This is a genomic window from Oscillibacter sp. UBA6647 (assembly GCA_002455655.1).
GTDB lineage: Bacteria > Bacillota > Clostridia > Oscillospirales > Oscillospiraceae > Oscillibacter.
The window spans coordinates 8,082-31,413 of the sequence record DKLF01000076.1; the positions used below are offsets into that span (position 1 = coordinate 8,082).

Sequence of the window (23,332 nt, forward strand, 5' to 3'; positions counted from 1 at the left end):
TCTTCCTCACCGGTAAGCAGGCTGCAAGGGAAGCCCTCTGCATTCAGTCGCTCATAATTTTCCAGCGCCAAAATTCGCAGCGGCGCCAGATAAATTCCTGATGAACTCTGGCGCAGACGAAGCAGCGCCTGATAGGTCTTTCCGGTATTTGTGTCCCCCAGGTGGAGATAAAACATTCGCTTTTCCCGCCGTGCCTCCGGGTATTCGTCCTGCGGATATCGGGGCAGCAGACGGCGGAATTCCTCCCGGACCATTCCGGGAATATGGTCTGAGAGCAGTACCGAGAGAATTCCGGAGCGCAGATACTCGGCACGGTTTTTTTCCACAACGGCATCAAAGCTGTAATTTGTTCCCGTCTTGCGATTATACTGCTCCAGCACTCGCCGGGACACATCATCCAGCAACGCGGTATATTGGTCATAGACGGCCTGTCCGTCTGGAAAATCGGCCAGCGTGAGATTTCCAAGCTGCCGGAGCTGGCTGCGGATAGAGCTCTCGTTGTGCCACAGGCTGCGGGCACGGGACGAAGATGCCTGTCGCTGAATTTGGGAAAAATTGTGCCTTACGCGCTCAAAGGCAAGGCGCTGCTTACGCTCTTTCTTCATTCGGATATTACCTCGCCATTCGTGTTTTTGAACCATCAGTCTCTATTTGGACTGAAATATTTTAGAATTTTTGTATAATTCCGGGTCTTACTTCTTCTGCAGAAAATGCTTGCAAAAGATTTTTTTCAACTCATATCCTTAAAAAATTAGCAAGATTAACAAAAAAATTAACCCGATTCATAGGAAGTGCTGAAAAGGTCTTTGCGTGCTTGACAAAAATTTCGCAAAAGTATATAAAACTGTTATAAGCGATGTATTCCCGGCCGGGATATTTTTTATTCCTATATTTCGGAATGCAATTCCGTATAGCGGAATAATGGCTTTGTGAGGGGGTGCTGGGTATGGCTACTGTCGCGGTGGTTATACTGCTTCACATGGCATCGCATGTATGCGCCGAAGCCCCATGTGTGTATGGCGACTCATTTATGGCAAACGCATAAATCCAAAAGGAAAGGGAGTACTTATCATGTCTGCTGGCGTATTTTTGGTAATCCTGGTTCTCTCCATTGCAGCGCTGATGCTGCTGATTATGAAAGCAAAGCTGCACCCGGTGTTTTCCCTGTTTTCTGTGGCTCTGGTCATGTCCCTGGTCATGGGCTTCTCCTTCCCCGAATCTCTGGTGAACATCAATGCCGGTTTCGGCGGCACCCTGCAGAGCCTGGGCATCCCCATTATGCTGGGCGCGATTTTGGCAATGGGTGTGCAGGATACCGGCGCGGCTAAATCGATTGCTAACTTCTTTATTCGCCTGTTCCACGGCAAAAATCTGGAGCTGGCACCTGCTCTGACCGGTTATGTGGTGTCTATCCCCGTGTTTGGCGATATCACCACCATCCTGACCTCCAACATCGCAAACGTCCTCTCCAAGCGCAAGCACATTTCCATGGGCAAAATGGCCGCTTTTACCCAGACCGGCCTGAACCTGACCCATGCCATGGTCCCCCCCACCCCCGGCATTCTGGCTGTGTCCATCATGCTGGGCGCTGATCTGGGTCTGACCATCTCCTGGGGTATCTTGGTTTCCCTGATTGCGTTCTTTGTGACTTGGCTGGCGCTGCGCAAGTGGACCGACAAGGAATATGTTGAGCCGGTCCCCGCCGTTGTGGCTGAGATTGAAGAGACCAATTCCGACAAGGTCAGCGACATTCTCATCAAGGGCGAAGACCTGCCCGGCACGTTTGCTTCCTTCATGACAATTCTGATTCCTGTGTTTCTGATTGCCTTCAGTTCTTTCGTGAAGATGGCCATTCCCGATGCTGATTCCGCTGTTCGTGGTATCACCGACATTCTGGGCGATAAGATTGTTGCTCTGGGTCTGGGCGTGATTTACACCATCTTCCTGGCCATCGCCCACAAGGCTTCTGTGCGCAAGAGCAACGAGGATGTGACCGGCAAGGACCCCAAGGATTTCCGCGACGTGGTGCTCAACAGCTGGTTTGCCCGCGGCATGGAAGTTGCCCTGCCCGCGCTGCTGATTACCGGCATGGGCGGCGCCTTCGCCACCGTTATCAAATCCTCTCCCGCCATTGAGGGCCTGAGCCAGGTGATCGCCGACTCCGGCGTGCCGGGTCTGCTGATCCCCTTCCTGGTGGGCGTGATCATGATGACCGCCGTTGGTTCCATGACCACTGCCGGCCTGACCGCCGCCGGTGTTATCATGCCCATGATGGCTTCTCTGGGCCTGACCCCCATCTCCACCGCTCTGGCCATCGGCGCCGGAACCATGATCTTTAACCACGTCAACAACTCCGGCTTCTGGGTTATCAGCAAATTCTTCAACCTGGACCTCAAGCAGGGCCTGAAGTACATCACCATTCCGGATGTTGTGGCCGGCGTTACCTGCTTTGTCCTGATTTTCATCTTTGCCGCCATCGGCTTGTTCTAAGCGCGGCAAAGGATTCCACACAATATCACAGGGGAGCCAGTACCTTCTCCTGTAAGCGCAATGCCTAAGGAGAAAATGGCTTGCCGCTGTGGATGCAGCGGCAGGCCTTTTCCCGATTTTTATGCAGCCAAACAGGAAAACAGGAGCTTCGGCAAAATTATGTAAAGCTCCGCCGTTAAAAAGGAGAAACATTCTATGAATCAGAAGAGCATTAAGGAAAGAGCCCTCTGGGCGCAGTTCGACGCGCTGGAAATGGGTTCCGGCTGGGACGACACCGACATTACCAAGCCCCAGATCATGATTGAAGACGTGTTCGGTGACTCCCATCCCGGCAGCGTCCATCTCAATCAGTTGGCCGAGCAGGCCAAGTTTGGCGTGTTTGAAAAGGGAGGCTTTCCTGCTCAATACCATGCCACGGACGTTTGCGACGGCTGCGCGCAGGGCCACGACGGCATGAACATGGTGCTGGCCTCCCGCGAGGCCATTGCCAACATGGTGGAAGTTCACGCATCCGCCGTGCCTTGGGACGGTATGATCCTCTCCTCCAGCTGCGACAAATCCATTCCCGCCCACCTGAAAGCAGCCGCCCGTATGGACATCCCCACCATTTTTATGCCCGGCGGATCCATGCGGCCCGGCCCCCATATGACCACCTCTCTGGTGGCGGGCGACATCTCCCTGCGGCAAAAGCGCAAGGACGCCATTACGCCGCAGGAGGTCCGGGACTATAAGCTCACCGGCTGCCCCTCCGTGGGTGCGTGCACCTTCCTTGGCACCGCCAGCACCATGCAATGCATGGCGGAGGCGATTGGTCTGGCTTTGCCCGGCAGCGCTCTGGTTCCCGCCACTATGCGCGATATTTTGCAGTATGCCCGTCAGGCCGGACGGCAGATTCTGAATCTGGTTAAGCTGGGCATCACCCCCAGCCAGATCATGACCCCCGCCGCCTTCCGCAACGCCATCATTGTCCACAGCGCCATCGGCGGCTCCACCAACGCCACCATCCATCTGCCCTCTATTGCCCGGGAGCTGGGTTATGAGCTACCCATCGAGCTGTTTGACGAAATCAACCATCAGGTGCCTCATCTGGGTAACATCAATCCCTCCGGCGCCCAACTGACCGAATCCTTCTGGTTTGCAGGCGGCGTGCCCATGGTACAGGTGATGCTCAAGGACATGCTGGATTTGGACGTGATGACCGTCACCGGCAAAACGCTGGGCGAAAATCTGGAGGATCTGGAGCGGGACAACTGGTTCAACCGCAACCTCGGATATCTGGAAAATTACGGCCTGACCCGTGATCAGGTGATTTTCCCGGTGGATAAGGCCCCCGAAAAGGGCAGCGTCGCCATCCTCAAGGGCAATATTGCCCCGGAAGGCAGCGTGGTCAAATACTCCGCCTGCGTGGAGGAGCAGTGGAAAGTCACCGGCAACGCCCGTGTGTTCAACCACGAAGAGGACGCCTATGCCGCTGTGGTCAAAGGCCAAATTAACCCCGGCGATATTATCGTCATCCGGTACGAGGGACCCCGTGGCTGCGGCATGCCCGAAATGCTCATGACCACCGAGGGCATCGTGTGCGATGAACGTCTCAACGGCAAGGTCGCCCTGATTACCGACGGACGCTTCTCCGGTGCTACCCGCGGCGCGGCCATTGGCCACGTCAGCCCCGAGGCGGCTGCCGGCGGCCCCATCGCTTTTATCGAAGAGGGCGACATTATCTCCTACGATATTATGGAGAGAACCATGAACGTCACCGGTATCCACGGCGTCCCCTGCTCCATAATATCGTAGGAGATAATGTCGCCCTCTTCGATAAAAGCGATGGGGCCGCCGGCAGCCNNATCTCCTACGATATTATGGAGAGAACCATGAACGTCACCGGTATCCACGGCGTCCCCTGCTCCATTGAGCAGGCCACAAAGGTTTTGGAAGAGCGCTCCAAGGCGGGCATTCTGCCCCGTGAGAAGCGCAAGGGCTTCTATAAGCTTTACACAGACCACGCTATCTCCGCTATGAAGGGCGCAGGTCTGGAATAAACCGGGAATCTGAAAGGAATTAATTATGCAAGCAGCTTATCTCGCGCCGGCCATCACATTATTTCACGAAGACGGTACTCTGGATCTGGAAAGTCAGGGAAAACTCTTTGAGAATCTGATCGAAAAGGGCATCGACGGCATTTTGGTGGAGGGGAGTTCCAGCGAATTTTTCGCAATGCCCATGGAACAGCGCAGCATTATGGCGAAGTTTGCCATTGAGCGCATTAACCATCGTGTGAAACTGATTATTGGCACGTCCAGCATGGTGGCGCAGCAGATTATCGACTTTTCTAACGAGTGTCTGGACGCGGGCGCCGACGCGGTGATGATTCTCCCGCCATACTATTTTCATTTCGGAGCTGAAGCCCTGCTTCAGTATTACGACCGACTGGCCAGAGAAATTCACGGCCCGATCTATATCTATAATTTCCCCGATAACACGGGCTACACCATTCCGCCCGCAACGGTGCTTCAGTTGGCCCAGATGCACCCCAACATCGTGGGCTTTAAGGATACTATCTCCGGAATGGACCATACCCGGGAATTGATCAAACTGATCAAGCCTCTGATTCCCTCTTTTGAGGTTTATTCCGGTTTTGACGATAACTTTGCCCACAACGTTCTTTCCGGGGGCAACGGCTGCATCGGCGCGCTGAGCAATGTGGTGCCCGAGGTATGCACCGCGTGGGTGCGCGCCTTCCGGGAAAACAATCTGGACGGCATCGCAGCAGGGCAGCAGAGCATTGACCGCCTGATGGATCTGTACGCCATCCGCAGTCCTTTCCTGCCTGTCATCAAGGAGACGGCCCGTCTGCGCGGAATCTGCACAAATAGCGCTGGTACATTCCCCATGCCCAACGCCACGGTAGAAGATGACGCCCGCATTCTTGAGCTGCTGGGCCGCGAAAACATTCTGTAAACAGCGCTACGCCACACACTTGGGCGGGAAGCCCGCAATATATAGAGAGAATACAGAAAAAGTAGCCTGAATACGAAAAAACGAGGATGAGAACCGATATGAATCGGTTCTCATCCTCGCTTTATGTTCCTGTGTAGGGCAGACAGGTGCGAATTTCCCTGTGGAATCTGCTTGTACGGCGGCAGCGCAGCGCGAAAAATGCAGACAGATAGCCCCGCAAAGAGCCTGTTACATCTGTGTCGCGGCGGCGACTTTGTTTTGAATATCCCGCGCTTTTGCATCGTTTTTTATCCAGCCTGCAAAAATTTTGTTTTACTTCTCGCGTTATTAAAATTCAGAATTCCATTTTCCGCGAAACCGTGTTACAATATTAGTAAAGTGGACGGTCTGCCCGTTTGCGCCCGCCGAAGGCGGAGTCCTCGAAAAGGGAGGTTCCCATGGCGGAGCTGGAAAAATTGAAAAACACACCGGCAGCGGCCCGCATTCGCGCCGCTGCGCAAAGGGGTGCTTTGGCCCATGCGCTGCTGTTCACCGGCCCGGGCGACCGGGCGGGCGCGGCCCTCTTTGCCGCCGCGGCGATGGAATGCACGGCAGAAAAGGAGCCGCCCTGCGGCGTGTGCCCCGCCTGCCGCAAGGTTCTGGGCGGCATTCACCCGGACGTAACCGCCGTGCGGGACGAAGAGCATAAAAACCTCTCCGTGGACGCGGTGCGCGCCGTCCGGTCGGACGCGTATATCCGCCCCAACGAGGGGGCGCGGAAGGTTTATATTTTTGAAGACTGCGCCCTTTTGACGGAGCAGGATCAAAATGTCCTGCTGAAAATCGTGGAGGAGGGCCCGCCCTATGCAGCGTTCCTCTTCTGCGCGGAAAACCCGGCGGCGGTGCTGCAAACCCTGCGCTCCCGCTGCGTGGAAATCAGGCTTCACCCGGAAGCGGAGGGCGGCGACGCGACGGAGCTGTCCGCCGAGGTGGAGGCCCTTTGCCGTGCCGTGGGCGAAAAAAAGCGAGGCGCGGTGACGGAGCTTTTGGTGGAGCTGGAGCGAAAAAAGACAGACCGGGAGGCTCTTCAAACCCTTTTGGAGCAGGCACACGGCCTGTTTGCAGATGCGCTTTTGATCTTCTATGGACAGGAAGTGCTGGGAAAGAGTGAAAAAGCAGCCCGGTTCCTTTCAAAAAACTTGACAAAACAGCAAATTATGCACACAATAGAATTGTTGCAGTCATATTGCCGGGAGTGCGCGTACAACGTGGGGGTCAACCACGTGCTGGGCGCCCTGGCCGTCGAATTGGAGGGTATCCTTTGACCGAAGTAATCAGCGTCCGCTTTCGTGGCGGCTGTAAAAATTATTATTTTGCCCCGGGGGACCGGCAAATTAAAATGGGCGATCAGGTGGTCGTGGAAACGGCGCAGGGACCGGAGTTTGCCACCTGTACGGAGGGGAACCACGAGGTGGAGGATTCCGCCATCGTCCGCCCCTTAAGCAATGTGGTCCGCATGGCCACCGAGAACGACCGGCACACCGTGGAATACAACCGCAAACGGGAAAGCGAGGCCTTTGACGTCTGCGAGAAAAAAATTCAGGATCACGGGCTGGACATGAAACTGGTAAACGTCTCCTTCAGCTTTGAGGGGACCAAAATCATCTTTTACTTTACCGCCGACGGGCGAGTGGATTTTCGGGAGCTGGTGCGGGATTTGGCCGGGGTGTTCCGGGCGCGGATCGAGCTGCGGCAGATTGGCGTGCGGGACGAGGCAAAGATGATCGGCGGCCTTGGCATCTGCGGACGGCCCTTTTGCTGTTCCCAGTTTCTGGACTCGTTTTTACCTGTTTCCATTAAAATGGCTAAAACGCAGAACCTCAGCCTGAACCCCGCTAAAATTTCCGGCACCTGCGGGCGGTTGATGTGCTGCCTGAAATACGAACAGAACGCCTATGAAGACGCCATGAAGCGGATGCCGAAGGCCGAGTCCTTTGTGCAGACGCCGGACGGCCCCGGCAACGTGCGCAGCGTGAATCTTCTACGTGAAACCGTGAAGGTGAGCCTTGACTCCGCGCCGGAGCCGCAGAAGACTTACCACAACTGTGAAATCCGGGTCCTGCGCAACGGCAAGGGCAGCCGGGAGGGCATTGAGATCCCCCGTGAGCGGCCCGAGCGCTACGTGGAAGAACGGGAGGAAGAGGACATTCTGCAATTTGTTTCCTCCGAGCCTCTGATGTCCATGGGAAAGCTGGAAGACCTGCCCAGCAGGGAGCGTATTACTCCTCCGCAGGACGGCGAGCGCCGGAGTTCTTCCCGCCGTCGCCATCGCGGCGGAAAGAGCGGCTCCACCGTGAAAAAACCTGCGGTGCAGGGCGCCGCGCCCGAAAAAAACCAGCAGCCCCATCCCGTCAAGCCCAAGGCACCGGCAAAGCCGCAGCCTCCCAAGGGCGACCGGCCCGCCGGGGAAAAGCCCCGCGCGGAAAAAAGCGAAGGCGGGCAGGCTGTCCGCCGCCCTCATCACAGGGGCGGCCGCCGCAGAGGGGGCGGAGGAGGCGGCCAAGGCCAAGGCGGGGGCGTCTCCGGAGAATAAACACTTAAAAACGAACGGCGGGGAGAGGGAAAATTCCTCTTCCCGCCTTTATAAAATTGGGAGGAACGGCATGGGAAAGTTTGACGGCGTATTGCTAGCCAGCGACTTTGACAACACTTTAATTTATACCGAGGAGGCTCTGCGCTCTGGCCGGCCCGTCCCGCCTTTGTCGGAAGGAAACCGGGCGGCGCTGGAGTCTTTTATGGCCCAAGGCGGGCGCTTTACCGTGGCCACCGGCCGGGCGCTGCCCGCTTTTGAGCGGCTGGCCCCGCTGGTCCCTATGAACGCGCCCAGTGTGGTGTGCAACGGGGCGGCGATTTACGACTTTAAAAAGGGCGAATATTTGGAGACGGCACTTCTACCCGAGCAGAGCCGCGAGAGAGGGCAGGAGGTACTGGACGCATTTCCCCGGGTGGGGGTGGAAGCATATCACTTAGACAGCGTCATTCACGCGGTGCAGGTGAACCATATTATCCGCGCCCATGAACATCTCACCGGCGTGCGGGTGCGGGCGCTTCCCCGCCTGACGGAAGCACCCCTGCCTTTGAGCAAGCTTTTGTTTGAAGCGGAGCACTGGGACCTTGTGCAGGCCGAGGAATTTATCCGCAGCCGGAACTGGGCCGCGGAATACGAGCTGATTTACTCCGGAAAAACCCTCTTGGAGCTTACCGCAAAGGGCGCAGACAAGGGCGGGATGCTCTGCCGCCTTGCGGCGCATCTCGGCATTGCGCCGGAGCATGTATACGCAGTGGGCGACGAGCGCAACGACCTGACTATGCTGGCGTGGGCCTCTCAGGGATTCGCCCCCGCCAACTGCGTGCCCGAGGTGGCCCGCTGTGGGGCGCGGCTTGTCTGCGATGCCAGGGACGATGCACTGGCGGAGGTAATTGCCGCGTTGGAGGAGCGCTATTCCTGACGGCGGCGATACAAACCCTATGTCCTTTTTGCTTTTGTGTAAAATTTTTTTGTGCGCTTGCCTTGCCCGCAAAATTTTCCGCAGGAAGCGGCTGCCTCACGAAAGGAATGGGTTTTTGAAGGGCCGCTTTACACGGCCCTTCACGGGTTTCATATTTTTTTAAAAAGATCTTGACAAACGGCAAATCTGTGTTATTGTATTACTTGCCTAGAACAATAGAACAGGAGGTGCGGTATGAAGTGGCATTTTTCAAGTGACGCACCCATCTACTCTCAATTGATTGAGCAGATCAAGGTGGGCATCGTATCCGGCGCGTTTCCGCCGGGAGAGCGACTTGCATCGGTGCGGGACCTGGCCGTGGAGGCCGGGGTGAATCCCAACACCATGCAGCGGGCTTTGACGGAACTGGAGCGGGACGGACTGGTATACAGCCAGCGGACCGCAGGCAGATTTGTAACGGAGGACACAGCGATGATCGAATCGGCAAAGCGAAAGCTGGCAGACCGCCAGATTCAGAATTTTTTGACGGCAATGACCCGATTGGGATTTAATAAGGAAGAAATTTTGACGCTGGTGCGTCGGGAAAACACGGGGGAGGGTTTAACGCATGGCGATTTTTGAATGCATTGAGCTTACGAAGAGCTACGGCCGCGCATCGGCTCTGGACCACCTGAGCTTGACGGTGGAGCCGGGCCACATTGTGGGACTCTTGGGTCCCAACGGAAGCGGCAAAACCACCCTGATCAAGCTGGCAAACGGCCTGCTGACGCCCGACTCCGGCGCAGTGCTGGTGGACGGAGTGGCTCCCGGTACGTCGACCCACGCCATTGTCTCTTATCTCCCGGAGCGCACCTGCATCCCCCTGTGGATGAGCACCCGGAAGCTACTGGACTTTTATCAGGACTTTTACGCGGATTTCCGCCGGGAGCGGGCGGAGGAAATGCTGGCACACCTGAACATCCGCATGGACCAGACCATCCGCCAGATGAGCAAGGGCACCCGGGAAAAGGTGCAGCTCATCATGGTGATGAGCCGGGCGGCAAAGCTGTATCTTCTGGATGAGCCTATCGGCGGCGTGGACCCGGCCACCCGGGACTACATTCTCAACACCATTATCGGAAACTATGATCCCGAGGCCGCGGTGATCATCTCCACGCATCTGATTGCGGATGTGGAGCAGGTGCTGGACGAGGTTATCTTTATCAATCAGGGGCAGGTCGTTCTTCAGTCCTCCGTGGATCAGATTCGGGAGGAGAAGGGTATGAGCGTGGATGCGCTGTTTCGGGAGGTATTTAAATGCTGAGAAAACTGATCAAACACGAATTTCGGGCCACGGCCCGGGTAATGGGGCCGCTGTTTCTTATCATTCTGGTTTTGGCGCTGACGGCGAACCTGTCGCTGCAATTTCTTCTGAATGCCTCGGGCTTTTTCCCCAATCTGATGGGAGGGCTTCTGCTGTTTGCCTTCGGCATCGGTATGGCGGCACTGGTGATTATCTCCATCGTACTGATGGTAGAGCGCTTTCGCGCAAATCTGATGGGCGACGAGGGATACGTGATGTTTACCCTGCCCGTCTCCGGCCACCAGCTTGTCTGGTCCAAGATCATCGTCTCCTCCGTGTGGTTTATCGCAACGACTCTTGTGGAGGCTTTCGCAATTCTGGTGTGCGTCTTCGATCTGGATTTGATGCGTGACATTTTCAGCTCCGCCTTCTTCCGTCGGGTTTTCGAGGGCGTGCAGGAGCTGGTTTCGGAATTTGGGCTGAACCTGCCAATGATGGCGGCAGAGGTGATCGTGCTGGCGCTTCTTACCTGTGCGGTGCTGTGCCTTGAATTTTACGCGGCCATCGCTGTGGGCCACAGCTTCGCCAATCACAAATCGGCGTGGAGTGTGCTGTTCTTTTTCGCATTCCAGTTTGTCACACAGCTTGTCAGCGGGCTGTTTGTAAACACGGACTTTTTTACCGGTCTTTTCAACATCGGCGGAATGAACAGTTTCCATCAGCTCATGGCCGTTCTCATCTGTATGGAGTTGGTTTCCGGCGGAATTTTCTACGCCGTCACCGCGGTTACGCTGAAAAAGCGCCTCAATTTACAGTAACCGGTATCAAATAAAAAGCGGAGCGGGATTCTTCCCGCTCCGCTGTCCCGGTTTCATTGGAAGGAGCGGATTTATGGCAATTTCAGAGACAACAGTTCCCGCGCTGATCACCTTTATTATGGGGATGACCCCCATCGTGGAGCTGCGGGGGGCTATCCCCTACGGCGCGGCTGCGGGTCTGCCCCTGTGGGAATCCTTTTGGCTGGCATCAGTGGGAAACATCTTGCCCGTGCCGGTAATTATGCTGCTGATTCGCCGGGTGTTTGCCTGGCTGCGCAAGGGTGCGTGGTGGGGGCCCAAAATTGACGCACTGGAGCGCCGCGCGCACCTGAAAGGGCGCGTTGTGAAAAAGTACCGTCTGGCGGGCCTGATCATTCTGGTGGCGATTCCCCTGCCCGGCACCGGGGCCTGGACCGGGGCGCTGGTGGCTTCCCTTCTGGACATCCGAATGCGCTTTGCTCTCCCCGCCATCGCGGTGGGAGTCCTGATTGCGGGGGTGTTGGTTACACTGGCTACCGGCGGCGTTATCCGGCTTTTTTTCTGAGATTGTCAGCACCACTCAGAAAACATTTCCTGAAATTACATAAAAGGCTGCGCTTTGGTACGACTTAAAAATCGTACCAAAGCGCAGCCTTTCATTTCAGAACACAGACCTATCCATCCAATCAGTTCACAGAGAACTCCTCGGTGGAAAGTCTCCCTTTCCACTCGTATCCGTCCGAACGATAGTATTGGCGCGTGACTTAGCCGTCGGTTTTCGTATAGTCAATGATAAAGACCCGCCCTGCCTCCACCAGCATGGGAAAGTTGTCATAAGGCAGCACATCCCCGGTCTTGAGCTGGGCCTTAAAATCCTCATAGGCGGTTTCAAGCCGCCAAAATGCTCTTGACCGAACGCCCTTCAGAAGTCCCGTCATATCTTCTTCGCCAAAGTACGACGCCCGATACGCTTTTCCCTCAACCGTCACCGTTTCCACTCTCAGCGGTCGCTGTCCTTTGCAAGCCAAGAAAGGTCCTCAGAATGCAGAGCCGCGCCATAGCGGACGGAAAGCTGATTCGCCATACATGGGACAGCACCCGTGCAAAATTCCATGGCCTCTATCCCAGTGTGAGCACTTCCATAAATCCCCATAATATTTTCGCCGTTCAGCAGGTCAAACTCGCGTATAAAATTCTCCACCATGGTATTTTCGCGGTATACCTCGTCGTATTTCTCATAATAAATTTCACCCTGCCGGACGGCCTCTTGCGCAAGCCGATATTGCTCCGAATATTTTTGTCCGGATTCCGCAAGCGTCTGTAAATATCTCTCCCCTGTGGTTTCGCTCTGATGACCCACATCCGTCCCATGAAATATCGTTTCGGGGCACTCCTTTTTTATTTTTTGATAAAGTGCTTTCACATTTGGATTGTGGGCACTGGTTCCGTCCCAATCGTCGTAAATCGCATTTAAAATTGTGTCATCGTCCTCCTGCATCCAGCTGTTTAAAAACTCCGCGGTATAATAAGGAATTTCTATAAACAAATGCCGCATGCCTTGCGTATCATAATAATCCTGCCAAAATTCAAATTCTTTGTCTATTATTTTTTTGATGCCATGCTCCTCACCGTAAAGAAATATCTCTCCGCTGTTAGAGGACGCAATGGCAGATGTTGCGGACGCAGAAGCCGCCAGAGATGCTGCGGGCATAGCAGGTGTCGTCCCCTCTGCCCCGGTTTTGGAACAGGCCGAAAGCGCTGCCAAAAGCAACAGGGATACAAGTAAGGAACAAAATTTTTTACAGTTCACTGGATACACTCCTTCGGACATGAAATCCATAGTTTCCGGTATTGCCCGACGCTTTTACAAAACTCTGCGCCCCGCGCTCCAAACCGCCCGCACGGCCCCTTCCTGCCTGCGGCAGACGGCCCGGGCCAGCCGTTCCTCCGCCGTGGGCAGCGGGGGCAGGGCCCCGTCGTCCAGCACCATGGCGTGGAGCGGCTCCCCCACTGCAAACCCAGGCGCGCCGCCAAAAAACGCCGCGCCTGCGGAGGTGGCCAGATACCAGCCCTCCGCCACGGAGAGTGCATCTGTCTTCCAGTCGTCCAGAATGCGGCGGGCCTTGGAGGCCCGGATAGTGGAGGCGGTCACATCGAACATGGAGACCGTGTCCCCTCCCGCGATGTCGCTGCCCAGCGCCACCTTAACGCCCTCGTTCAAAAGCGCCCGAACGGGCGCCACGCCGGAACAAAGGTTCAGATTGGAGTCCGCGCAGTGGACGGCAGTAACGCCCGCTTCCCGCATAGCCCGCCGCTCCCGCTCATCGGAAAAGACGCAGTGGGCCATCACGGTGCGCTGGTTCCAAAGGCCGTATTTGGCATAGGTCTGCCAGTATTGCCCGCAGTCCGGGTGCAATTTGCACACCCACGCCTGCTCCGCCTGATTCTCCGACAGGTGAGACTGTACGGGCAGGTTCCGCTCCGCCGCCAGCTTCCCCAGAAAAGCCATCAGCTCGTCGGTGCAGGAGGGGGTAAACCGAGGTGTAAGGATAGGCTTTATATGGGCAAATTGTCCGCACTCGTCCAGCCAGCCAAGGGTTTCCCTCATAGATTCCTCCGTGGTTTCCTGCAAGCTCTCGCCCCCGTTGCGGTCCATATTCACCTTGCCCACATAGCCGGTAACTCCGGCCGCTTCCAGTTCCTCCATCAAAATCAGCGTGGCTTTCCGGTGGAGGGAGGAAAACATACACACCCGGGTGGTTCCGTTTCGGATCAGCTCCAGTGCCAGCGCGCGATACTGCTTCCGGGCATACTGTTCATCGGCAAAGCGGGCCTCCGTGGGAAAGGTATAGGCATTCAGCCACTCCAGCAGCGGCAAATCCATGCCGGTGCCCAGCATGGGGTACTGAGGTCCGTGGAGATGGAGGTCCGTAAAGGATTGGGTAATCAGGCAGTCCCCGAAATCCTCCACGGACGCGCCGGCGTACCGCTCCGGCAGCTCGTCGAACACGCCGGTAATCACGCCGTCCTCCAAAACAAGACAGCCGGGGATGTGAACCTCCAGCTTGCCAAGGGATGGAGCAGAGACAAGGATGCCTTTTACAATGGATGTCATAAAATCGCTTCCTTTCCAAAAGTCCGACAGAACGAAAAAAGCGCCCGTCTGCACTCCAGTGCAGCGGACACCCATAGCAGAGCCTTTCGGCGGCTCCGTAGAAACTTTCGCACCGTTTCCAGCGAAATTATATGAGCCTTTTCAGTTTTCTGCCTCAACATAAGAGAACAGCTTCACAATAGCACAGTTTTTCTCGGATTGCAAGCCCCGTCACCTCCCACCTTCATCCCGCTTATACTGGTGCATATGGGCGGTGTCCCGCTTAGCGGAAAAGCGGGGCAATTTGCGCGCAATCCGGCTTCGGACTTCCGGCAGCGGGCAGGCGTCTTGAAAGGTGGGTACCATTACATGATTCAGCCGCTTTTGTGGGCGGCGGCGGGAACGGGGTTTACCTTTGCCATGACCTCGCTGGGCGCCGCCACAGTCTTCTTCTTTCGTGACATACCAAATGACAAAATTCAGCGGGTACTGCTGGGCTTTGCCGCGGGCGTAATGACCGCCGCGTCGGTGTGGAGCCTGCTGCTTCCGGCCATTGACCAGGCAGAGGCATGGCGCATTCCCGGCTGGGTCCCGGCAGCGGGGGGAATGCTGCTGGGTGTGATCTTTCTGGCAGCGCAGGACGCGCTGCTTCCCCGGCTCCGGCGGGAGAGGGAAATTGCGGACCCCGGCTGGAAGCAAACCGTTCTGCTGACCACCGCGATCACCCTGCACAACATTCCGGAGGGAATGGCGGTAGGTCTGGCCTTCGCGCTGGCGGCGCAGGGAGAGAGCTTTGCGGGCGCAGCGGCCCTGGCCATGGGTATCGGCATACAGAATTTCCCGGAGGGCGCGGCCATCTCCCTGCCCCTGCGCCAGCAGGGCTGGAGCCGCCTGCGCTCCTTTGTGGGCGGCGCGCTTTCCGGCATTGTGGAGCCACTGTTCGGCGTGGCGGTGGTGCTGGTGGCGGCGGGAATTCGTCCCCTGATGCCGTGGCTTTTAAGCTTTGCGGCGGGGGCAATGCTGTATGTGGTGGTGGAGGAACTGGTCCCCCAGGCCCACAGCCGCGCCGGTACCTGCGGCTTTGTGGTGGGCTTTCTCATCATGATGGTGCTGGACGTGGCGCTGGGGTAAACAGCAGCGCAAAGCGGACGCGGGAAAATTCCCCGCGTCCGCTTATTTTTTATTCCCTTATTTCTCCCGCGCCGGTTCCAGCGGAAGGCCCGCGAGATACCGCCGCACCATATCCAACCCGGTGTTCGCCGCCAGCGCGCGGATGCGCACCCGCTTCCGCCGCCCCAGCGTGAGCTTTCGGCAAAAGGTCCCCTCCGGCGTGCGCAGCCCCAGATAAACAAGGCCCACGGGGTTGCCCCGCTCGTCCGCGTCCGGACCCGCCACACCGGTGACGGAAATCCCGATCTCCGCGCCGGTGACGGCACAAACACCCTCTGCCATCGCCCGGGCCACAGGCTCGGACACCGCGCCGAATTCGTCCAGCAGCGCCCACGGCACGCCCAGCACGTCCGCTTTTACGGACGTCCAATAGGATACCACCCCGCCCCGGTATACGGCGGATACCCCCGGCAGCTCCGTCATCCGCTGGGCAAGTAAACCCCCGGTGCAGGACTCCGCCGTTGCAAGGCTCAGTTTCCGTTCCTGCAAAAGCTTCTTGCAAGCCTCCTCCAGCGAGGAGACGTCCACGCCGTAAACCACGTCCCCAAGGGTTTTCTTCACCTCGTCCACCACGGGGGTAAGCATCGCCTCCGCCTCATCACAGGTTTTGGCCTTGGCCGTCACCCGCAGGCACATTTCGGCGGGCTTTGCATAGGTGGCAAGGCTGGGGTTTTTCATCTGGGACATTTTCTCCCGCAAAAGTTGGTCCACGGCGGACTCTCCTATACCGAAGCAAACGATATCGTGAGAAAGGATGATTTCATCGGACAGGCCCCGCAGATACGGCTCCACATGGCGGTGAAGCATGGCTTCGCACTCCTCGGGCGGTCCGGGCAGCATCAGCACATGGACGCCGTCCTCGTAAAAGGCGCAGCCGGGGGCGGTACCCACGGGGTTGTCAAACACCGTGCAGCCCTCCGGAAGCTCCGCCTGACGCAGATTGTTTTCCGGCATGGGAACGCGGAACACGGTTTCGTAAAGCCCGCGAAGCTCCTCGGCAATATCCGCACGAAACGTCAGCCTGCGCCCAAAGGTCCGGCAGACAATCTCCTTGGTGAGGTCGTCGTAGGTCGGCCCCAGACCGCCCACGGTGATGAGGACGTCCGCCCGTTTCCGGGCGATGTCCAGCGCCTCTTCCAGCCGCCCGGGGTTGTCCCCCACCACGGTGTGCCAGAACACGTTGACGCCAAGGGCCGACAGACTCCGTGAAAGCATTTGGGCATTGGTATTTGCGATGCTGCCAAGAAGCAGCTCCGTTCCCACGGCCAGAATTTCAGCGGAAAGCATCATCACTCACAGCCCTTCTTTTTGGATTTTTCGTCTGTGTGCCGCGCTTTAAAATAGTCAAGCAGCTTGCTTACTCCTGCAGGAACGCTCAGCCCGGCGACCACGGGATAGAGCGTCTTAAAGCCGTTTCGCCATGCCAGCGTCAGACAGATCGCCCCCGCCGCAAAAGACCCCACGGCGGAAATCAAATTCGCTTTTGCGCATTTCAAGGTTTCACACGGATTCTTTCCCGGCCCGCCATGGCCTCGCTCATCAGTCCCTCGATGTCCAGCGGCGCTTCCGCCGCCCGAACGTCCTCTAAATTGGGCCGGGTGCTGGGATGGCGGGGAGTGAACACGGTGCAACAGTCCTCATAAGGAAGAATCGAGGTTTCATAGCAGCCGATGAACCGGGAAAGGCGGATAATCTCCACCTTATCCATGCCGATGAGGGGCCGCAGGACGGGCAGCGTAGTCACATCCTCCGTCACCCCAAGGGCGGGCAGGGTCTGGCTTGCCACCTGACCCAAAGACTCGCCGGTAATCAGCGCCCCGGCGTGAACGCTCCGGGCGACTTTTTCCGAAAGGCGCATCATAAACCGGCGCATAATGAGGGTGAAATACTCCTCGGGGCAGTGCTTGCGGATTTCCTCCTGAATTTTGGTGAAGGGAACGATATGCACCGTCAGCCGCCCGCACCACGCCGTCAGAAGCCTTGCAAGCTCCAGCACCTTGTCCTGCGCCTGCTGGGAGGTATAGGGCGGAGAGACAAAGTGGACCATCTCCAACTGCACGCCCCGGCGGGCCATCATCCACGAGGACACCGGCGAGTCGATTCCGCCGGATAAAAGACTCACCGCGGTGCCTCCCATGCCGATGGGCAGCCCCCCCGCGCCGGGGGCGGCGGGCGCGTGGACATACGCCGCCTTTTCCCGAATCTCCACATGCACCGTCAGATCCGGCTTGTGGACATCCACAGCCACATTGGGAAACCGCTCCCCCAGAAGGCCGCCCACGGCCTGAGAAATCTGAATGGAATTCAGGCGGAACAGCTTGTCCGCCCGCTTGGACTCCACCTTAAAGGTCCTCGCCGCCGCAAATTCATCCTTCAAATATGCCGCCGCCGTTTCAAAGATGGCGTCCACGTCCTTTTCACAGGGAACGGCCCGGGCCACATTCACCACGCCGAACACCTGACGGCAGGCGGTCAGCGCTTCCGCCATGTCGCAGTCCTCACTCCTGGGCTCCACATAAATGGTGCTCTGGCGCAGAGTTACGTTGAAACTGCCGCAGTGGCGCAGACGGCGGCTGACGTTGCCTACCAGCTTGTCCTCAAAGGTATGGCGGTTCAGCCCCTTCAGGACCACCTCGCCCAGCTTCAGCAGGAAAATTTCCCGCGTGTCTTGGTTTGTCATAGAACCCTCCGATTGGTTGAATTGAAATATTGGGGCAAAGCCCTGATAAAAGGCACTTTTCACCGTAGTGCGCGGCTTGACAGGACCCAGCCTGTCTCAAGATAACAGGGCTTTATTCCGGCGGCGGCAGTCCGGCCCTGCCGAAAGGACGCTCAACCTCTTAAAATCTCCGTGTTGCGGTATTGCACGGCCTCGGCCAGATGGGACGCTTCGATGCATTCCGATCCTTCCAAATCCGCAATGGTGCGGGCCACCCGCAGCACCCGGTCGTGGGACCGGGCAGTAAGGCCCATCCGCTCGAAAGCAGACTTCATCAGCTTATCTCCCGCTGCGTCCAGTCCGCAGAAAGCGGCCAGCATGGAGGGCGGAAGCTGGGCGTTGCAGGTCACATTCGTCCCCGAATAGCGGGCAAGCTGGACTGCCCGCGCCGCCAGAACCCGCTTCCGCACAGCGGCGGAATCCTCCGGCGCGGTTTTGCGCCGAAGGGCCTCGTATTCAACCGACGGCACGTTGATGTGCAAATCAATGCGGTCCAGCAGAGGGCCGGAGATTTTCTCCACATACCGCTCTACGTCCCGCCGGGAGCAGGTACACTTCCCGGTCGGGTGCCCCTTCCAGCCGCAGCGGCAGGGGTTCATGGCACAGATCAACTGGAATCCCGCGGGCAGGCGCAGCGTTCCCCCCGCCCGGGCCACGGTGACTTCCCCGTCCTCTAAAGGCTGGCGCATGGCCTCCAGCACATCCCGGTGAAATTCCGGAAGCTCGTCTAAAAATAAAACGCCGTTATGGGCCAGAGACATCTCCCCCGGCCGCAGAGCCGGACCGCCCCCGCTGAGTGCCACGGCGGAGGAGGTATGGTGGGGCGCCCGGAAAGGTCGGCGGGACAAAAGCGGCCTGCCCGGGTCCGTCAGCCCCGCCACGGACCAGATGCCGGAGACGGCTAAAGCCTCGTCCCGGGTCATGTCCGGCAGGATAGAGGGCAGGCGCTTTGCCAGCATGGACTTTCCCGAACCGGGAGAGCCGATCAAAAGCAGATTATGCCCCCCGGCAGCGGCAATCTCCAGCGCCCGCTTCACATTTTCCTGCCCCATCACGTCCCGCAAATCCGGCAGGGCCTCCATCTCCTCCTCCGGGAGCCACGGCTCCGCGGGAGCGAGGGGCGCTTCGCCGCGAAGATGGGCCACCAGCGCGGCCACATCCGCCACGCCGTAAACCGTCAGCCCCCCGGCAAGGGTGGCCTCGGCGGCATTTTCCGCCGGGACAAAGAGCTGCTTCACCCCCGCGTCCCGCGCGGCCATGGCCATGGGCAGCACGCCGCTGACTCCCCGCACCGCCCCGGTGAGAGACAACTCCCCCAGAAACGCCGCGTCGGACGGAAGCCGTTTCAACTCCTCCGCTGCGGCCAGAATGCCAATGAAAATAGGCAAATCGTATACGGTTCCCGCCTTTTTTCGATTGGCGGGAGCCAGATTTACCGTGATGCGGCTGACGGGAAATTTCACCCCGCAGTTTTTCACCGCCGCCCGGACCCGCTCCCGGGCCTCCCGCACGGCGGCGTCCGGTAGGCCCACAATGTCGAATGCGGGCAGACCCCCGGAGAGAAAGCACTCCGCGCTCACCTCGTAGCCCGAAATTCCGTTCAGTCCCAGCGAGCGGATGGACACGACCATGGGTCCACCTCCTAAATCAATTAACGGTAACGCAGTATCAAACGCCCGCCCCGGCAGACTACGCCGGCGGGCGAGGTATGACAAGCGGCAAAAAGGTAGACAGGTAGAAGCTCTGTACAAAAGTAGAAATATTTTACCACAAAACGACGGACATGGAAACCCTCCCGCGAAAAAAGTGTTCAAAAATTGCGAGTTCTTTTGGACTTTCCGCAGAAAAACCAGAATTTGTTCAAAGAATCACAAGGCAAATGTTTACATGGCAAAATCACGGTGCTATAATGACTTTGCACGGATATCGTTCGGGAAAGCGGATTCGTGGCTTCGTTAAAATGCCGCCGCTTGCGGGCGGCAACAATTAGGAGGTAAGCTTATGGCAAGAAAATTTAAGTCCATGGACGGTAATAACGCCGCTGCTTATGTCAGCTACGCGTTTACCGAGGTGGCGGGAATCTATCCGATTACCCCGTCGTCCCCCATGGCAGACTTGGTGGACCAGTGGTCCGCCGCTGGGCAGAAAAACATCTTCGGCACCAAGGTTAAGGTGGTGGAGATGCAGTCCGAGGCGGGCGCCTCCGGCACCGTCCACGGCTCCCTGACTGCCGGCGCCCTGACCACCACCTACACCGCCTCTCAGGGCTTGCTGCTGATGATCCCCAACATGTATAAGATGGCAGGCGAACTGCTGCCCGCTGTGTTTCATGTCTCCGCCCGAACGGTTTCCACTCACGCACTGAACATCTTCGGCGACCATTCCGACGTGATGGCCTGCCGGGCCAGCGGCTTTGCCCTGCTGTGCGAGGGCAACGTGCAGGAGGTCATGGATCTCAGCCCCGTGGCCCATCTGGCCTCGATTGAGGGCCGCGTTCCCTTTGTGAACTTCTTCGACGGCTTCCGTACCTCTCACGAGGTGCAGAAGGTTGCCGTGTGGGATTACGAAGACCTGAAGGAAATGTGCAACATGGGCTCTGTGGATGCGTTCCGTAAGCACGCACTGAACCCCGAGCGCCCCACCACCCGCGGCTCTCACGAGAACGGAGATATCTTCTTCCAGCATCGCGAGGCCTGCAACCAATATTATGACGCGCTGCCCGCCGTGGTTGAAAAATACATGGGCAAAATCAACGAGAAGCTGGGCACCGATTATCAGCTCTTCAACTACTATGGCGCGGCTGACGCCGACCGCGTGATTATTGCCATGGGCTCTATCTGCGACGTGACCGAGGAGGTCATTGACTATCTCAATGCGCACGGCGAGAAGGTGGGTCTTTTGAAGGTGCGGCTGTACCGTCCCTTCGCCCCCGAGAAAATGCTGGCCGCCATCCCTGCCACGGCGAAGAAAATTGCCGTGCTGGACCGCACCAAAGAGCCCGGCTCCCAGGGCGAGCCCCTGTATATGGACGTGGTCACCGCCTTTGCAAACGCCGGGCGCGAGGCTGAGATCATCGGCGGCCGGTACGGCCTTGGCAGCAAGGACACCCCGCCCCGCAGCGTCTTCGCCGTGTATGAAGAGCTGCAAAAGGCCCAGCCCCGCCGCCAGTTTACCATCGGCATCGTGGACGACGTTACCAATCTCAGCCTGCCTGAGAAGGACGTGCCCTCCACCGCCGCCGCGGGCACCATTGAGTGCAAGTTCTGGGGCCTTGGCGGCGACGGTACCGTGGGCGCCAACAAAAACTCCATCAAAATTATCGGCGATCATACCGACAAATATATTCAGGCCTACTTCCAGTACGACTCCAAGAAGACCGGCGGCGTGACCATCAGCCACCTGCGCTTCGGCGACAAGGCCATCCGCAGCCCCTATTATATCAACAAGGCCGACTTTGTGGCCTGCCATGTTCCCGCCTATATCACCAAGGGCTTCCCCATCGTGCGGGACGTGAAGCCCGGCGGCACCTTCTTCATCAACTGCCAGTGGAGCGATGAGGAGCTGGCCGAGAAGCTGGACGCCGCTTCCAAGCGCTATATCGCCGAGAACAACATTCAGGTCTATACCATTGACGCCATTGACCTGGCCGCCAAAATCGGCATGGGCAAGCGCACCAACACCATTCTTCAGTCCGCCTTCTTCTCTCTGGCAAAGGTTCTGCCCGGAGACGAAGCCATGGGCTATATGAAGGACGCCGCCACCCACTCCTACCTGAAGAAGGGTCAGGACGTGGTGGATATGAACCACAAGGCCATCGACATGGGCGCCACCGCCTACAAGAAGTTTAACGTCCCCGCCGACTGGAAGGACGCAGCAAAGGCCACCGAAGCCAGACGGGCCGAGGGCGCGCCCGCGCTTGTCAAGCAGGTGGAGGATATCCTGTGGCCCGTGGGCAAGATGGACGGCGACAGCCTGCCCGTCTCCGCCTTCCTGCCCCATGTGGACGGCCAGTTTGAGCTGGGCGCAGCCGCTTACGAGAAGCGCGGCGTCGCCGTCAGCGTTCCCACCTGGGATCAGGTGAAGTGCATCCAGTGCAACCAGTGCTCCTATGTCTGCCCCCATGCCACGATTCGCTCCTTCGCTCTGACGGAGGAAGAGGCCGCTGCCGCTCCCGCCGCCATGAAGATGGCCGACGTAAAGGTGGGCAAGGGCAAGGGCGTTTACAAGTTTGCCATTTCCATCTCCCCGCTGGACTGCATGGGCTGCGGCGTTTGCGTGAAGCAGTGCCCCGCCGGTGCGCTGAGCATGGTTCCTCAGGAGCAGGAGGCTCCCCAGCAGGAGGTCTTTAACTACTGCGTCTCCGAGGTTTCCATCAAGAAGGACATGCAGGACAACACCGTCAAGGGCAGCCAGTTCCGCCAGCCTCTGCTGGAATTCTCCGGCTCCTGCGCCGGCTGCGCCGAAACCAGCTATGCCCGTCTGGTCACCCAGTTGTACGGCGACCGGATGTATATTGCCAACGCCACCGGCTGCTCCTCCATCTGGGGCGGTCCCGCAGCCACCTCTCCTTACTGCGTGAACAAGGAGGGCCACGGCCCCGCGTGGGCAAACTCCCTGTTTGAGGACAATGCGGAGTTCGGCCTTGGCATGTATCTGGGCCAGAACGCCATTCGCAACAGCCTGAAGGAAAAGACACAGGCCCTCATCGCCGTGGAATACGCCCAGCCCTTTGTGAAAGAAGCAGCACAGGCGTGGCTCGATGCCATGGACGACAGCGCCGCCAGTGCCGAGGCGTCCGAGAAGTATATCGCCGCTTTGAAGTGCGGTATTCTGGGTGTTGATGAGGCTGTTGAATTTATGAGCAGCCCTGTTGCCAAGGAGAAGTTCGGTGCGCAGCAGGTTGAAATGCTGGAGCACATGAAGGGGCTGAAGGCTGCGGGCAAGACCCAGTGCAACTGCGAAGCCTGCACGCTGGCCTCCGAAATTTTGGCCCAGAGCGAGTATCTCGCCAAGAAATCCACCTGGATCTTCGGCGGTGACGGCTGGGCCTATGACATCGGCTTCGGCGGTTTGGACCACGTTTTGGCCTCCGGCAACGACGTGAACGTCTTCGTCTTCGATACCGAGGTTTATTCCAACACCGGCGGTCAGGCTTCCAAGGCTTCCAGCATCGGTCAGGTTGCTCAGTTCGCCGCCGCCGGCAAGGAAGTCAAGAAGAAGTCTCTGGCCGAGATCGCCATGAGCTATGGCTATGTGTACGTGGCGCAGGTGGCCATGGGCGCTAACCCCGCCCAGACCCTCAAGGCCATTCAGGAGGCCGAGGCCTATCCCGGC

General features: G+C 58.0%; 18 protein-coding genes, 2 pseudogenes and 1 riboswitch. Of the genes and pseudogenes, 13 read left to right on the forward strand and 7 right to left on the reverse strand.

Annotation, left to right across the window (positions count from 1 at the left end; genetic code table 11):
* Positions 1-605 (reverse strand): annotated as a pseudogene (locus B2W96_RS05605) (RNA helicase); the annotation flags it as partial.
* A 466-nt stretch (positions 606-1,071) separates the two neighbouring features.
* Here B2W96_RS05605 and B2W96_RS05610 point away from each other — a divergent pair.
* From B2W96_RS05610 to B2W96_RS05660, 11 genes and pseudogenes are all read left to right on the forward strand, one after another.
* On the forward strand, positions 1,072-2,490 hold the full coding sequence (locus tag B2W96_RS05610) for a GntP family permease (RefSeq protein WP_293009305.1): 1,419 nt from the start codon (positions 1,072-1,074) through the stop codon (positions 2,488-2,490).
* Between the two features lie 195 nt (positions 2,491-2,685).
* Positions 2,686-4,284, forward strand: coding sequence for a dihydroxy-acid dehydratase (gene ilvD / locus B2W96_RS05615; RefSeq protein WP_293009306.1), 1,599 nt, complete (start codon positions 2,686-2,688; stop codon positions 4,282-4,284).
* 77 nt (positions 4,285-4,361) lie between these two features.
* The gene (locus tag B2W96_RS05620) at positions 4,362-4,529 is read left to right on the forward strand and encodes a hypothetical protein (protein ID WP_293009307.1); all 168 of its coding nucleotides are present in this window, start codon (positions 4,362-4,364) and stop codon (positions 4,527-4,529) included.
* Between the two features lie 25 nt (positions 4,530-4,554).
* Positions 4,555-5,448, forward strand: coding sequence for a dihydrodipicolinate synthase family protein (locus tag B2W96_RS05625; RefSeq protein ID WP_293009308.1), 894 nt, complete (start codon positions 4,555-4,557; stop codon positions 5,446-5,448).
* A gap of 437 nt (positions 5,449-5,885) precedes the next feature.
* On the forward strand, positions 5,886-6,752 hold the full coding sequence (locus B2W96_RS05630; protein ID WP_293009309.1) for a DNA polymerase III subunit delta': 867 nt from the start codon (positions 5,886-5,888) through the stop codon (positions 6,750-6,752).
* Positions 6,749-7,573, forward strand: a pseudogene (locus B2W96_RS11835) (PSP1 domain-containing protein); the annotation flags it as partial. The gene B2W96_RS05630 and the pseudogene B2W96_RS11835, both read left to right, overlap by 4 nt.
* A 517-nt stretch (positions 7,574-8,090) precedes the next feature.
* Positions 8,091-8,936 carry an HAD family hydrolase gene (locus tag B2W96_RS05640; RefSeq protein ID WP_293009311.1) on the forward strand — a complete coding sequence of 282 codons (846 nt, stop codon included), beginning with the start codon at positions 8,091-8,093 and terminating at the stop codon, positions 8,934-8,936.
* Positions 8,937-9,170: 234 nt separating this feature from the next.
* Positions 9,171-9,557, forward strand: coding sequence for a GntR family transcriptional regulator (locus B2W96_RS05645; protein ID WP_293009312.1), 387 nt, complete (start codon positions 9,171-9,173; stop codon positions 9,555-9,557).
* Positions 9,544-10,239 (forward strand): ABC transporter ATP-binding protein, encoded by a 696-nt coding sequence (locus tag B2W96_RS05650; protein WP_293009313.1) that lies wholly within the window; start codon positions 9,544-9,546, stop codon positions 10,237-10,239. The genes B2W96_RS05645 and B2W96_RS05650 overlap by 14 nt, the downstream gene beginning before the upstream one ends.
* A complete protein-coding gene (locus tag B2W96_RS05655) occupies positions 10,233-11,036 on the forward strand; it encodes a hypothetical protein (RefSeq protein ID WP_293009314.1) in 804 nt (267 codons plus the stop codon). Before B2W96_RS05650 ends, B2W96_RS05655 begins: the two co-directional genes overlap by 7 nt.
* 73 nt (positions 11,037-11,109) lie before the next feature.
* A complete protein-coding gene (locus B2W96_RS05660; protein ID WP_293009315.1) occupies positions 11,110-11,580 on the forward strand; it encodes a COG2426 family protein in 471 nt (156 codons plus the stop codon).
* A 199-nt stretch (positions 11,581-11,779) separates the two neighbouring features.
* Here the strand turns inward: B2W96_RS05660 and B2W96_RS05665 are convergent, their stop codons facing one another.
* The 3 genes from B2W96_RS05665 to B2W96_RS05675 form a co-directional block, all read right to left on the reverse strand.
* Positions 11,780-11,953 (reverse strand): hypothetical protein, encoded by a 174-nt coding sequence (locus tag B2W96_RS05665; RefSeq protein WP_293009316.1) that lies wholly within the window; start codon positions 11,951-11,953, stop codon positions 11,780-11,782.
* Positions 11,954-12,015: 62 nt separating this feature from the next.
* Positions 12,016-12,825 (reverse strand): hypothetical protein, encoded by an 810-nt coding sequence (locus B2W96_RS05670; RefSeq protein WP_293009317.1) that lies wholly within the window; start codon positions 12,823-12,825, stop codon positions 12,016-12,018.
* A 54-nt stretch (positions 12,826-12,879) separates the two neighbouring features.
* On the reverse strand, positions 12,880-14,130 hold the full coding sequence (locus tag B2W96_RS05675) for an amidohydrolase family protein (RefSeq protein WP_293009318.1): 1,251 nt from the start codon (positions 14,128-14,130) through the stop codon (positions 12,880-12,882).
* Positions 14,131-14,184: 54 nt separating this feature from the next.
* Positions 14,185-14,285: riboswitch (purine riboswitch) on the reverse strand.
* A 193-nt stretch (positions 14,286-14,478) separates the two neighbouring features.
* On the opposite strand from B2W96_RS05675, the gene B2W96_RS05680 reads away from it, so the two are divergent.
* Complete coding sequence (locus tag B2W96_RS05680) at positions 14,479-15,240, forward strand: ZIP family metal transporter (RefSeq protein ID WP_293009319.1); 762 nt, start codon at positions 14,479-14,481, stop codon at positions 15,238-15,240.
* Positions 15,241-15,297: 57 nt separating this feature from the next.
* Here the strand turns inward: B2W96_RS05680 and B2W96_RS05685 are convergent, their stop codons facing one another.
* The 3 genes from B2W96_RS05685 to B2W96_RS05695 form a co-directional block, all read right to left on the reverse strand.
* Positions 15,298-16,569: a competence/damage-inducible protein A gene (locus B2W96_RS05685; protein ID WP_293009320.1), complete on the reverse strand. Its 1,272-nt coding sequence runs from the start codon at positions 16,567-16,569 to the stop codon at positions 15,298-15,300.
* Between the two features lie 202 nt (positions 16,570-16,771).
* Positions 16,772-17,959, reverse strand: coding sequence for a tRNA uracil 4-sulfurtransferase ThiI (gene thiI, locus B2W96_RS05690; protein ID WP_293009321.1), 1,188 nt, complete (start codon positions 17,957-17,959; stop codon positions 16,772-16,774).
* Between the two features lie 152 nt (positions 17,960-18,111).
* The gene (locus B2W96_RS05695; protein WP_293009322.1) at positions 18,112-19,629 is read right to left on the reverse strand and encodes a YifB family Mg chelatase-like AAA ATPase; all 1,518 of its coding nucleotides are present in this window, start codon (positions 19,627-19,629) and stop codon (positions 18,112-18,114) included.
* 370 nt (positions 19,630-19,999) lie between these two features.
* Between B2W96_RS05695 and nifJ the strand changes: the two genes are divergently transcribed.
* On the forward strand, positions 20,000-23,332 hold a 3,333-nt coding region (gene nifJ / locus B2W96_RS05700; protein WP_293009323.1), incomplete at its 3' end, for a pyruvate:ferredoxin (flavodoxin) oxidoreductase.